The sequence below is a fragment of the Flavobacterium denitrificans DSM 15936 genome (assembly GCF_000425445.1).
GTDB lineage: Bacteria > Bacteroidota > Bacteroidia > Flavobacteriales > Flavobacteriaceae > Flavobacterium > Flavobacterium denitrificans.
Window position 1 is genome coordinate 15,376 of record NZ_AUDL01000014.1, and the last position, 13,064, is coordinate 28,439.

At 36.0% G+C, this 13,064-nt stretch carries 9 protein-coding genes; 3 read left to right on the forward strand and 6 right to left on the reverse strand.

Features of this window, described 5'->3' with window-relative positions:
• Positions 1–33: 33 nt before the first annotated feature.
• Both H600_RS0109650 and H600_RS0109655 read right to left on the reverse strand, forming a co-directional pair.
• Entirely contained in the window at positions 34–3,087 is a 3,054-nt protein-coding gene (locus H600_RS0109650; RefSeq protein ID WP_026728593.1) for a TAT-variant-translocated molybdopterin oxidoreductase, read from the reverse strand.
• A 32-nt stretch (positions 3,088–3,119) separates the two neighbouring features.
• The gene (locus H600_RS0109655; protein WP_026728594.1) at positions 3,120–4,454 is read right to left on the reverse strand and encodes a c-type cytochrome; all 1,335 of its coding nucleotides are present in this window, start codon (positions 4,452–4,454) and stop codon (positions 3,120–3,122) included.
• A gap of 218 nt (positions 4,455–4,672) precedes the next feature.
• On the opposite strand from H600_RS0109655, the gene H600_RS0109660 reads away from it, so the two are divergent.
• Positions 4,673–5,062 carry an SPOR domain-containing protein gene (locus H600_RS0109660; RefSeq protein WP_026728595.1) on the forward strand — a complete coding sequence of 130 codons (390 nt, stop codon included), beginning with the start codon at positions 4,673–4,675 and terminating at the stop codon, positions 5,060–5,062.
• A gap of 88 nt (positions 5,063–5,150) precedes the next feature.
• On the opposite strand, the gene H600_RS0109665 is transcribed toward H600_RS0109660, so the two are convergent.
• The 4 genes from H600_RS0109665 to rimP all read right to left on the reverse strand — a co-directional run bounded on the left by H600_RS0109665 (position 5,151) and on the right by rimP (position 10,454).
• The gene (locus tag H600_RS0109665; RefSeq protein ID WP_026728596.1) at positions 5,151–5,660 is read right to left on the reverse strand and encodes a DUF4920 domain-containing protein; all 510 of its coding nucleotides are present in this window, start codon (positions 5,658–5,660) and stop codon (positions 5,151–5,153) included.
• 124 nt (positions 5,661–5,784) lie between these two features.
• Positions 5,785–8,664 (reverse strand): translation initiation factor IF-2, encoded by a 2,880-nt coding sequence (gene infB, locus H600_RS0109670; RefSeq protein WP_026728597.1) that lies wholly within the window; start codon positions 8,662–8,664, stop codon positions 5,785–5,787.
• Between the two features lie 58 nt (positions 8,665–8,722).
• Positions 8,723–9,976, reverse strand: a complete 1,254-nt coding sequence (gene nusA, locus H600_RS0109675) for a transcription termination factor NusA (RefSeq protein ID WP_026728598.1) — start codon at positions 9,974–9,976, stop codon at positions 8,723–8,725.
• A 13-nt stretch (positions 9,977–9,989) separates the two neighbouring features.
• Complete coding sequence (gene rimP / locus H600_RS0109680; RefSeq protein ID WP_026728599.1) at positions 9,990–10,454, reverse strand: ribosome assembly cofactor RimP; 465 nt, start codon at positions 10,452–10,454, stop codon at positions 9,990–9,992.
• Positions 10,455–10,629: 175 nt separating this feature from the next.
• On the opposite strand from rimP, the gene H600_RS0109685 reads away from it, so the two are divergent.
• Both H600_RS0109685 and H600_RS0109690 read left to right on the forward strand, forming a co-directional pair.
• Positions 10,630–11,454 carry a universal stress protein gene (locus tag H600_RS0109685; protein WP_026728600.1) on the forward strand — a complete coding sequence of 275 codons (825 nt, stop codon included), beginning with the start codon at positions 10,630–10,632 and terminating at the stop codon, positions 11,452–11,454.
• A gap of 175 nt (positions 11,455–11,629) precedes the next feature.
• The gene (locus H600_RS0109690; protein WP_026728601.1) at positions 11,630–13,051 is read left to right on the forward strand and encodes an aldehyde dehydrogenase family protein; all 1,422 of its coding nucleotides are present in this window, start codon (positions 11,630–11,632) and stop codon (positions 13,049–13,051) included.
• Positions 13,052–13,064 lie beyond the last annotated feature (13 nt).

Here is a 13,064-nt window from a genome sequence, read left to right on the forward strand (position 1 = left end):
AATCCTTTATATTGTTTCTTAATTAATAATTTACTAAGTATTTCTAACTTTAACGTGGTAAACCACATTAGGTTTAGTTCCTACATGCTCTAATAAGTGGTAAGATCTCTCATCAGCTGCTAATTTAGCAACCTTACTTTCCTTATCATTTACATCACCAAATATCATTGCTCCAGAAGAACAAGCACTAGAACAAGCTGTTTGGAACTCACCATCAGCAACTGGGCGACCTTCATTTTTAGCTTTCAATTTAGTAGCTTGTGTCATTTGTATACACATAGAACATTTTTCCATAACTCCACGAGAACGAACGTTTACGTCAGGATTCAATACCATACGACCTAAATCATCATTCATGTGATAGTCAAATTCACTGTTTTTGTTATACAAGAACCAGTTGAAACGACGAACTTTATATGGACAGTTATTTGCACAGTAACGAGTACCAACACATCTGTTGTATGCCATGTGGTTTTGACCTTCACGACCGTGAGACGTTGCAGCAACAGGACAAACTGTTTCACAAGGTGCGTGATTACAGTGCTGACACATTACTGGCTGGAATGCTACTTGAGGATTCTCACCTGCTTTTTCCATTTCATTGAATGTAGACAATGAGCTAGATAAACCAGCGATTCCTTCTTTTCTTTTATTATCACCTTCAAAAGTGCTTTCAGAAGAATAATATCTATCAATACGCAACCAGTGCATATCACGGCTTCTTCTTACCTCTGCTTTACCTACAACAGGAACGTTGTTCTCAGCATGACAAGCAATAACACATGCTCCACATCCAGTACAAGCATTTAAATCGATAGATAGGTTAAAATGATGTCCCGTAGTACGATCAAATGATTCCCATAAATCCACAGTTGTAGCTTCAACTTCTTGGTGATCTAAAGATACCATCGGTTTTTCATTCCAATGTTCAGCATCTTTAGTATTAAATATTTCAAGAGTAGTTTCTTTAATGATATCTCCTCTACCCATTAATGTTTTTTGTCCTTGAACACAAGCGAACTCATGAACACCATTAGCTTTAGCTAAAGTTATAGACTGAACATTATCGAAGTTTTTATATAAAGAGTAAGCATTAATACCTACTTGCATTTCTTCTTTTAAAGCCGCTTTGCGACCATATCCAACTGCAAATCCAATTGTCCCAACAGCTTGTCCTGGCTGAACAATAACTGGAACATTTTCGATTTTCACACCATCAGCAGATGTAATTGTAGCATAACTACCATTCAAACCACCATTGGCAACGATTTCATTTGATAGATCGTATTTTTTAGCGTCTGCGTTTGAAACAGTAATGTAGTTATCCCAAGAAACTCTAGTAATTGGATCTGGAAACTCTTGCAACCAAGGATTGTTTGCATGCTGACCATCTCCCATACCCGTTTTTGTATACAATACTAATTCAAGGCCTCCTACAGATTTTGATTTAGAAAGTGCACTAGCAGCACCAGCAGCATCAAAAGCTCCACCAGATATAGCCGCAGAACCAGTCACTAAAACACCATCGTGTAATACTTTGTTCCAAGAAGAACCAGCCACAAAACTAGAAGCATTAGCTTTAAGGTAATCGTAGAAAGTTCCACCAACACCATTCAAAGACAATAAAACATCTTGAAATTGTTTTGTATTAAATATTGGACGAATTGTAGGCTGAGTTAAGCTATAAGTTCCTTTTGTAATTACAACATCACCCCAAGACTCTAAATAATGAGGCGCTGGCGCAGCAATTGTTACAACAGAAGCAGTTTCATCTTCTTTTAAAGAAAAAGCAACAGAAGTTTTAACTTTTTTCAATCCAGATACAAAAGAAGCTGAATCAGCTAATGTATACACAGGATTGATTCCGCTCATAATTAAAGTATGAACCGTTCCAGCATTCATGTCTTTCACTAATTGAGACACAGCAGCATTAGAACCTTTTCTAATTTGTCTTGTTCCAGCAGTACTGAAAGACTCACTAGCCAAGTGCTGATTAATAGCTAAAACTAATAATTGAGCATTTTTATCTTCAATTCCAGACACTAAAACTCCTTTTGTCCCAGCAGCTTTTAATTGCTTAGCCGCTTTTACAACTTCAGCTTTAAAACTACCATCCAAAGAAACAGGAACAGAAGCACCTACAATAATATTATAAATCTGAACTAAAGCTTGTTTTTGATCAGCTGTAGTCATCGGAACACGCTTATCAGCAGCCGCTCCAGATAATGTCATATTTGATTCAAACTGAAAATGACGAGACATTTTTCCGTTTTGAGGAATACGTCCTTTTGCATATCCAGAATCATATCCACCACCTTGCCAATCCCCTAAGAAGTCAGCACCAACAGATACAATTAAAGAAGCTTTCGAAAAATCATAATCAACCAAAGCTCTTTCACCATAAACCGCCTCAAAAGCATCTAATGCCTCAGAAGAAGAAACAGCATCATAAACAACATGTTTTGCATTAGGATTTTTAGCAATAAACTCACCTATCAATTTCTCAGTAGATGGACTCGCTAACGTATTTGTCAACAATACCACTTGTCCTCCTTTTGCTTTTGCGTCAGCAAGACTCGCTTTAATTTTCAAATCAACAGAAGACCAACTACTGTTTTTTCCTTCCAATTTAGGCTCTTTCAAACGAGTACTATCATACAATCCTAAGATTGATGCATGAATTCTAGCGTTAGCTGCAAATTTAGCACCTTCGATAGTATTGTTCTCAACTTTGATTGGACGACCCTCACGAGTTTTTATCAAAAGATTTGCAAAATCAAAACCATCAAAAACCGTAGTTGCATAATAATCCGCAACACCAGGAATGATTTGCTCTGGTTGTAAAACATAAGGGATAGACTTGTGCACAGGACCTTCACAAGCAGCAAGTGTAACAGCTGCAGTACTAAATCCTACGTACTTTAAAAAGTCACGACGTGAAGTTCCTGACGAAGCTAAAGCTTCAGCATTTCCTAAGAATTCATCTGTAGGAATCTCTTCAACAAATTCGTTATTTCTAAGCGCCTCAACAATAGAACCATTCTCTAGTTCTTCAACACTTTTCCAGTATTTTTTGTTTGATGACATTGTATATAAATATTAAAATCTTAATAATTCGATTAATAGTGGCATTTACCGCATTCTAAACCTCCCATTTGCGCTGCAGTTAATTTCTCTACACCGTATTTTTTAGAAAGTTCAGCATGAATTTTATCATAGTAAGCATTTCCTTCCATCTTAACATCAGTTTTTCTATGGCAATCAACACACCATCCCATTGTTAATTTAGAGTATTGCTTCATGATTTCAAATTCTTGCACCGGTCCATGACAAGTTTGACACTCAATTCCCGCAACAGAAACGTGTTGTGAGTGATTGAAATATACAAAATCAGGAAGATTATGAATACGAACCCATTTTACAGGTTGTGTTTTTCCAGTATAAGCCTGTTTAGTTTTATCCCAACCAACAGCATCATATAATTTTTGAATTTGAGCATCATAGAACGCTTTGCTATACTCAGCTGTAGCAGTAGTTTCAGCAACCTCAGAAATATTTTTATGACAGTTCATACAAACATTCAAAGAAGGAATACCAGCCGTTTTACTTACACGTGCAGCAGAGTGACAATACTTACAATTGATTTCATTGTCTCCAGCATGGATTTTATGAGAATAATGAATTGGCTGAATTGGCTCGTAATTTTGATCGACACCAACTTGCATTAAATACCCATAAACAAAGTAACCACTAGCCAAAAGCAAGAAAATTGAAGTAACCAATACTAAAAATTGATTTCTAGCAAAAGCTTTCCAGATTGGCAATTTACCTTCTTTAGGCGCAACCTCAATTCCGTTATTACTTGCAACTTTAGTCAACACCTTGTTCACCATAAACAACATAACAACTAAAATAGCCATTACTAAAGCAAGAGCTCCTAAAATAACATTATTAGAAATTGAACCACTCTCCACATTAGTCCCTGGAGGAGTTGCAGCTCCGCCAGCTGCCGCAGCAGCAGGTTCAGCTTTTTTCTCAGAAGTATAAGCGATAATATTATCAATATCACCTTCAGATAATTGAGGAAACGAAGTCATTACCGCCTTGTTGTTTTCTTCAAAAAGCTTAACAGCAACAGCGTCTCCTGATTTAATCATATCAGAACTGTTGTGCACCCACTTGTAAATCCAAGCCATATCATGCTTTTCAGCAACACCTCTTAAAGCAGGACCTGTTGATTTAGCATCTAATTTGTGACATGCAGCGCAATTTGCATTAAAAAGTTCTTTCCCTTTTGCTGGATCACCACCTGTTGTTGCTGCCGGAGCTGCAGCTTCAGGCGCCGCAGGAGCAGCAGCATCTTGAGCAAATGAAGTTAGGGAGAAAATAAACGTTAGCGATAAGCTAAGGAGCAATTTTCTTGAGATCGAATTATGGTTACCCACCTTTTTCATATAGTATAATAATTATCTACTAATTTTTGGTATGATTTTTACTGTGATAAATTCGTAAAAATGAATACCCTCTTTTAAAACTTGCACAAAAATACGACTTATGAACTATTCTCAAAACCTTAAAATAGTCTTAAATATCAATTTATATCAATTCTAAATAATATTAAAATTTTCCACACAAACTTTAAATAGTATTTTTGCATAAAAACCATCACATTATGAGAATTTTAACCCCTTCGAAAAGAGTTTTCTTAACACTGACAGCATTAACATTAACATCTTACATTCATGCTCAGGATCAAAATTTAACATTAAATCAAGACCCAAAATTTGAGCAATTACTAACGGAGAAGCGCAAAATTAACACATCAATAAGTACAAACGACACTTATAGAATTCAAATTTTCAGTGGCAAAAGCGAAGAAGCAAAAAAAACGCTGGCCGATTTCAAAAGAGAATACAGCAATATCGACGGAACGATCATTTTCAACACACCAAACTACAAAGTAATCGTTGGAAACTTCAAAACCAGAATAGAAGCCGAACGAAATTTGGCAGACATAAAAAACAGATACAAAAGTGTCTTTTTACTTAAGCCAGGTAAATAAAAAACTCTTATAAAAAAAGCGAGATTTAATCTCGCTTTTTTTGTTCCTTTTGTCGCTAAAACACAATTAACCGAAGCCCCCTTTCAAATTAGTTCACCACTTTAATTCCACTTGCCATAAAGCGAATTTCTTCCCTAGGGGTAGTTATGGCATTGATTTCTGTTTGTGATTTTTTTGCATCCTTAGCATAATGTTTCAACTCATCAACGGATGTAACTTTTTTTTCCGCATTTCCTTCTAAAACAACATTTTTTCCTTTCAGCGCAGTAGGCACAAAAAATGCATAATCCTTCATTTTGACAAAAAACGACGAACCATTATCTGTTTTAATAGTAACCCAGCAACCTTTTTTTTCACAAACATCCGCCACAGTTCCCTTTACCACAATGTTCTCTATTTTTTTCTGCTCCTTAAAACTGCCCTCTAGTTTCTGAACTGAGATTGCCCTACCTAAAGAATTAGCAGAAACATCGGCACCATAATAATCTCCCACAACTGCATTCCCCGCCGGAGGCGCGCTTTTTTCAACTGCTTCCTGCGCAAAAGAAAAAGCAGATACACCAATAAAAAACAAAGCTGAATATAATAATCGTTTCATAATTAAATATTTTTAACCAAAAATAGTAAATTTTCAGAAAATCATCATCAGCACAAGCGACACTTGAATTAACCACAAAAAAAAATCCCAATATAAATTGGGACTTTTAAATTTATGATTGAAATTATTTCAATTTCTTTTTGATCGCTACTTCATGGTATGCCTCAATAACATCATTAATTTCGATATCATTAAATCCTTTTATTTGAATACCACAATCATAACCTTTTGTTACCTCTTTAACATCATCTTTGAAACGTTTTAAAGCAACTAGCTCACCAGTATGAACAACAACTCCATCTCTAACAACTCTGATTTTAGAAGTTCTTAGAATTTTACCATCAGTCACCATACAACCTGCAATTGAACCCACTTTTGAAATTTTGAAAATCTCACGAATTTCAGCATTTCCTAAAACTTCTTCTTTCATTTCAGGTGCCAACATACCTTCCATTGCATCTTTCAAATCATCAATAGCGGCATAAATAATAGAGTAATAACGGATATCGATTTCCTCTTTATCTGCAAGTTGCCTTGCATTTCCAGCTGGACGAACGTTAAATCCAATAATAATTGCATCTGATGCAGAAGCCAAGTTAACGTCAGTTTCTGTAATCGCACCAACACCTTTATGAATAATATTAATTTGAACCTCTTCAGTAGAAAGTTTAGAGAACGAATCCGACAATGCTTCAACTGACCCATCAACATCACCTTTAAGAATAACATTCAATTCTTTAAACTGACCAAGAGCAATACGACGTCCAATCTCATCAAGCGTAATATGACGCTGTGTACGAACTGACTGTTCTCTCATTAATTGAGAACGTTTTGAAGCAATTTGTTTTGCTTCTTTTTCATCTTCAAACACATTAAACTTATCACCAGCAGTTGCTGCACCATCTAACCCCAATACAGATACTGGAGTCGAAGGACCTGCCTCTAAAACCGAATGCCCTCTTTCATCGTGCATCGCTTTAACTTTACCGTGATGCTTCCCTGCCAACATATAATCTCCAATTTTCAAAGTACCTTGCTGTACTAAAATTGTAGAAACATATCCTTTTCCTTTATCTAAGTAAGCCTCAACAACAGTTCCTTGTGCTGCTTTATTTGGATTTGCTTTTAAATCTAATATCTCAGCTTCTAATAAAACTTTTTCTAACAATTCTTTTACGCCCGTTCCAACTTTTGCAGAAATATCATGCGATTGAATTTTTCCACCCCAGTCTTCAACAAGTAAATTCATACCAGCCAAACGTTCTTTGATCTTGTCAACATTTGCGTTTGGTTTATCAATTTTATTGATTGCAAATATAATCGGAACCCCAGCTGCTTGCGCATGAGAAATTGCTTCTTTTGTTTGTGGCATAATATCATCATCGGCCGCCACCACAATAATTGCAATATCGGTAACTTGAGCTCCACGTGCACGCATAGCGGTAAACGCCTCGTGACCTGGAGTATCTAAAAATGCAATTTTTTGTCCGTTATCTAAAGTCACACCATAAGCTCCAATATGCTGTGTAATACCTCCTGATTCACCAGCGATAACATTTTCTTTACGGATATAATCCAGCAAAGATGTCTTACCGTGGTCAACGTGTCCCATTACGGTAACAATCGGTGCTCTAGTAACTAAATCTTCTTCCCTATCCTCAACTACAGCGATAGCTTCTTCGATATCAACAGTAATAAATTCAACTTCGTAACCAAATTCGTCGGCAACAATAGTCAACGTTTCAGCATCCAAACGCTGGTTCATGGTAACCATGATACCAAGAGACATACAAGTTCCAATTACTTTAGTAATAGGCACATCCATCATAATCGCAATCTCACCCACTGTAACGAACTCCGTAACTTTAATAGTTTTGCTTCCTTCGTCAAGAGCTCTTTGCTCATCATCAGATTTCTGACGGTGCGTTTCTCTCTTATCTCTTCTATATTTAGCTGCCTTTGACTTCCCTCCTTTACCTTGAAGTTTTTCAAGAGTTTCTCTAATTTGGTTTTTTACTTCTTCTTCAGTTGGCTCAACTTTAGCCACAATTGCAGGACGGTTTCCTTTTACAAAACCAGGTCTTGCATTTCTGTTAGCATTAAAGCCTCCACCAGCATTATTTGGAGTAATTTTATTAGGATTTGGTGTTCCTGGCGCATTTCCTGTTGCAGGTTTTGGCGCACCTGGCGCACCTGGTTTCGGAGCAATTCTTTTACGCTTATTTTTATTTGCGTTATTATTGTTTCCAGTTCCTGGAGCCCCTGGTTTATTTGGTGTAATTTTCGGATCTTCTTTCTTCTTTTTAGGCTTGTTAAATTGAGATAAATCAATCGTCTGCCCAGTAAGAGTAGTTCCAGATAATTTTTGATATTGTGTAGTGATTGTTTCTTCAGCAGTTGCAGGATCAGTCGAAATGATTGGTTCCTGAGCCGTTTTAGAACTTTCAGCTTTAACTTCTTTTTTCTCAGTAATAATAGGTTTTTCAGCCTTTTTTTCTTCAGAAACTACAGGAGCCACTGGCTCAGGCTGTATATTTTCTTTTTCAACTGGCTTTTCTGGCTGAACAGGAGCGACTACTTCTTTTGGTTCATTTGTTTTAACCGGCTCTTCTACAGGAGCAGAAACCGCAGGTTTCTTTGGATTCAAATCAATTTTACCCACTTGAACAGGTCCGCTTACAACAGCTCTTGCTTTAATAATCTCTTGCTGTTTTTGACGCTCTTCTTCTTGTCTGCGTTTGTCCTCAATCTCTTTCTCACGCTCAACACGTAATGCTTCTTTTTCTTTTCTTTTCTCTTCTCCTACCTCTTTTGAAGCTTCCTTATTCCCCTTATCGCCCGCAAATTGGCTTTGCAGGATATTAAATTCACTATCAGAAATTTTAGCGTTTGGATTTGCATCAATAGCAATTCCCTTATCTTTTAGATAATCAACAGCTCTTTCTAACGAAATATTTAATTCCCTTAAAACCTTGTTTATTCTTATTACTCTCTCTTCAGACATATAACCTTTTTATTATTACCTTTTTCGTTGTGTTGTTAGAGCAGATAGTCAGCTAATTCTAGCTATCAAACTCTTCTTTTAGTATTTTCATAACGTCTAGAATCGTTTCCTCTTCTAAATCTGTCCTTCTTACTAAATCTTCTACGTCGTGTTTCAAGATACTTTTTGCAGTATCCAAACCTATTTTTGCAAATTCTTCAATTACCCACTCTTCGATTTCATCAGAAAACTCTGTTAATTCAACATCGTCTTCATCTGCAACTGTACCAGCTACATCACCTTCACGTATAACATCTAATTCATAACCTGTCAATTGACCAGCTAACTTAATATTGTGACCTCCTCTACCAATTGCTTTAGAAACCTCTTCTAATTTCAAGAAAACTTCAGCTCTTTTATTATCTTCATCAATTTTGATAGAAGATACTTTTGCAGGGCTCAATGCTCTTGTAATAAACAATTGAATATTATTTGTGTAGTTGATTACGTCAATATTTTCGTTTCCTAATTCACGAACAATTCCATGAATACGAGAACCTTTCATACCTACGCAAGCTCCAACCGGATCAATTCTGTCATCATAAGAATCAACAGCCACTTTTGCTTTTTCGCCAGGAATACGTACTACATTTTTAACTGTAATTAGTCCGTCGAAAACTTCAGGAATTTCTTGCTCAAATAATTTCTCTAAAAACTTTTCAGAAGTTCTAGACATAATAATTTGAGGTTTATTTCCTTTCAATTCGACGCTTTCAATAATTCCACGCACATTATCTCCTTTACGGAAAAAGTCAGATGGGATTTGTTTTTCCTTTGGAAGCACAATCTCGTTTCCTTCGTCATCAACCAAGATAACCACTCTAGGACGCACGTGGTGCACCTCTGCCGTATAAATATCACCGATAATATCTTTAAATTGCTTGTAAAGATTTGTATTATCGTGCTCGTGAATTTTAGATATTAAGTTTTGACGCAAAGCCAAAATAGCTCTTCTTCCTAAATCAATCAATTTAACTTCTTCCGAAACTTCTTCTCCAATTTCAAAATCCGCCTCGATCATTCTTGCTTCAGTCAAAGTAATCTCTTCGTTTTCAAAATCTAGATCTTCATCAGCAACGATTACTCTTCTTCTCCAAATTTCCATATCCCCTTTATCAGGATTGATAATGATATCGAAGTTTTCATCAGAACCGTATTTTTTCTTCAATGCATTTCTAAACACGTCCTCTAAAATTGCCATAAGCGTTACACGATCAATAAGTTTATTATCTTTAAACTCTGAGAATGAATCGATTAATGCTAAATTTTCCATGCGAATTCTTTAATTAAAATGTTACTGTAACAATTGCCTCTTTAATTTCTGTATAAGGTATTTGTTGCTCTTTTTGAACTGTTTCTTTTCCTTTTCCTACTTTTTTCGGTTCTCTTGCCTTCCAAGACAAAATTATAAAAACATCGTTAGCTTCAACCAATTCTGCTTCAATTTTTTCATTATTTGTAGTAACAATCAGCGTTCTACCAATATTTTTTTTGTATTGCCTTACTAATTTTAAAGGAGAGCCTACTCCAACCGAAGCTACTTCAAGCGAAAAATCCTGCTCTTCACGGTCAAGATTATTCTCAATAGCGCGGCTAATATCAATACAATCCTGCAATGCCACTCCATTATCTCCGTCTAAACCAACACTAATCTTGTAAGAATCTGAGACAGCCAAATCAATCAAAAAGATCGATGGCTTTTCCAGAAGAGCTTCTTCAATTAATCCGTTTACTTTTTCTTTAAATGTCATAATTTTATAAAAAGAGGGGACACTTAGTCCCCTCATTATTTAGATTTTAATAAATAACGGTGCAAATATAGTGATTTTTTTATAAACCAAATAAATAGATTGCTCTAAAAATATTTCTTATCTTTATAGTAGCATTAAAATAATAGATTATTCAAATAATTTAACCCAAAAAATTATGAAACGAATTTTAGTTCCTACTGACTTTTCAGAACATGCTGAAGATGCCTTAAAAGTGGCGGCGCAAATTGCAAAGAAAAATAATTCAGAAATTATTATTTTGCACATGCTTGAACTGCCGCACCAAATGAACGACGCCATACTTGGTGGCGCAAGCATCCCCGAAACCATGCTTTTTATGAAAAAAGCAAACGAAACGCTTGACGAGGTATCATCAAAACCATATCTGGATGGAATCTCAGTAACTGAAATCGTAAAATTGGACAAACCAATTCACGGCATCACACAAGTAAGCAAGGATTACGAAGTTGATTTAATCATAATGGGATCTCATGGATCGTCTGGCGTTGAAGAACTGCTAATTGGCTCAAATACCGAAAAAGTAGTTCGCAATTCGGAAATCCCGGTCCTTGTAATCAAAAAAGATATTTCCGATTTTAAAGTAGCCGATATTGTTTTTGCTTCTGATTTTTCTGAAGAAACCAAAAAACCTTTTGAAAAACTGCTGAATTTCACCAATTTCTTCGAATCAAAAATCCATTTAGTAACCATCTGCACACCAAACAGCTTTAAACCAACTCATGTTATGGAAAAAGCAATGAAAAGTTTTGTAGCAGAATTTGGCATAACCAATTATACTACTCAAATTTACAACGATACCAATATCGAAAAAGGAATTATTAATTTTTCAAACAGCATAAATGCTGACATCATAGGAATGTGCACACATGGAAGAACAGGTTTTGCGCACTTTTTTAACGGAAGTATTAGCGAAGGACTAGTAAATCATGCCGTTAGACCCATTATTACTTTAAAGATTTAAAAAAAAAACAACAAATAGCACACAAAAAAAATAGCTTTCCAATCGGGAGCTATTTTTTTTATAAAAAATCCATTTTTTTGAGCTTCTCAACAAAGTTTAATTGAGCTTCACAACAAAATCAAACACTTGTTTAATGCAGAAATTTGTCAAATAAAAATTCATAAAATCATACAACATGAAAACAATAGACAAAATTTACATTAACGGAGAATTTTCAACACCTAAAGGAACTGAATATTTTGACCTTACAAGCCCAACCACAAACGAAAAACTCGGAAAAGTTCGTTTAGGAAATACCGAAGACACTCAAAACGCAATTGAAGCTGCTAAAAATGCTTTCAAAATTTTCTCTAAAACTTCAGCTAAAGAAAGAATTCAATATTTGAAAAACATAAAAACTGCTGTTGAAAAAAGAAAAACAGACTTTGTAAACATAATGGTCGAAGAATACGGAGGAACTTTTCAATTTGCATCAGTAAGCTACGAATACATGCTAAAAGGCTTCGATTCAGCAATCAACTTATTGAACAGCTACGATTTCATCAAAACAATGGGAGAATCTGAAGTTCAAATGACCCCAATTGGCGTAGTCGGAATCATAATTCCATGGAATTCCAGCAATGGTTTTATCGCAAGCAAATTATCGACAGCAATTGCAGCAGGATGCACAACTGTTATAAAACCAAGCGAAATGAGCGCACAACAAACGCAATTGATGATGGAATGCTTACACGACGCTCAACTTCCAAAAGGAATAGTAAACATCGTAAACGGATTAGGAGAAATAGTTGGTGCAGAAATCAGTCGAAATCCTGACATTTCAAAAATCTCGTTTACAGGATCAACAAACGTTGGCAAAATTATCGCCAAAGAAGCCGTAAACACTATGAAACGCGTTACGCTAGAACTTGGAGGGAAATCACCAAATATCATTTTGGATGATGCTGATTTTTCAAAAGCAATTCCGCTTGCCATAAATGCCGCATTTATGAATAGCGGACAAGCGTGTATTGCCGGAACTCGACTTTTAATTCCGGTAAACAAATTGGAGGAAACCAAGTCAATCTTAAAAGAAGTTTTGTCAAACATAATAGTTGGCGATCCGAAAAACGGCAACACAGCAGTTGGGCCAATGGTAAGCACAAAACAATTCCAACGTGTTCAAGATTATATCCAAATCGGAATTAACGAAGGTGCAGAAGTTCTTGTGGGAGGACTAGGAAAACCTGAAGGCCTTGAAAAAGGAAATTTTATCAAACCGACTGTTTTCGTTAATGCAAACAACCAAATGCGCATTGCTAGAGAAGAAATATTTGGGCCGGTTTTAACTGTAATTACATACAAAACTGAAGAAGAAGCAATTGAAATCGCAAACGACACCACTTACGGACTTCAAGCTTACGTAAGCTCATCAGATGAAAAAAGAGCGCACAGAGTCGCTTCACAAATCAACGCTGGACGCGTTCAAATAAATGGTCTTGGGCACGACCCAATGGCACCTTTTGGCGGATTCAAGCAATCAGGAATTGGTCGTGAATTTGGAACCATTGGACTTGAAGCCTATTTAGAACCAAAAGCCCTTATTCAGCCTAAATAATCATTTTTGGATC

Bases quoted from the DNA above. Each gene is read 5' to 3' on its own strand.
- H600_RS0109650 (WP_026728593.1), bottom strand. From the start codon at position 3,087: ATGTCATCAAACAAAAAATACTGGAAAAGTGTTGAAGAACTAGAGAAT.
- H600_RS0109655 (WP_026728594.1), bottom strand. From the start codon at position 4,454: ATGAAAAAGGTGGGTAACCATAATTCGATCTCAAGAAAATTGCTCCTT.
- H600_RS0109660 (WP_026728595.1), top strand. From the start codon at position 4,673: ATGAGAATTTTAACCCCTTCGAAAAGAGTTTTCTTAACACTGACAGCA.
- H600_RS0109665 (WP_026728596.1), bottom strand. From the start codon at position 5,660: ATGAAACGATTATTATATTCAGCTTTGTTTTTTATTGGTGTATCTGCT.
- infB (WP_026728597.1), bottom strand. From the start codon at position 8,664: ATGTCTGAAGAGAGAGTAATAAGAATAAACAAGGTTTTAAGGGAATTA.
- nusA (WP_026728598.1), bottom strand. From the start codon at position 9,976: ATGGAAAATTTAGCATTAATCGATTCATTCTCAGAGTTTAAAGATAAT.
- rimP (WP_026728599.1), bottom strand. From the start codon at position 10,454: ATGACATTTAAAGAAAAAGTAAACGGATTAATTGAAGAAGCTCTTCTG.
- H600_RS0109685 (WP_026728600.1), top strand. From the start codon at position 10,630: ATGAAACGAATTTTAGTTCCTACTGACTTTTCAGAACATGCTGAAGAT.
- H600_RS0109690 (WP_026728601.1), top strand. From the start codon at position 11,630: ATGAAAACAATAGACAAAATTTACATTAACGGAGAATTTTCAACACCT.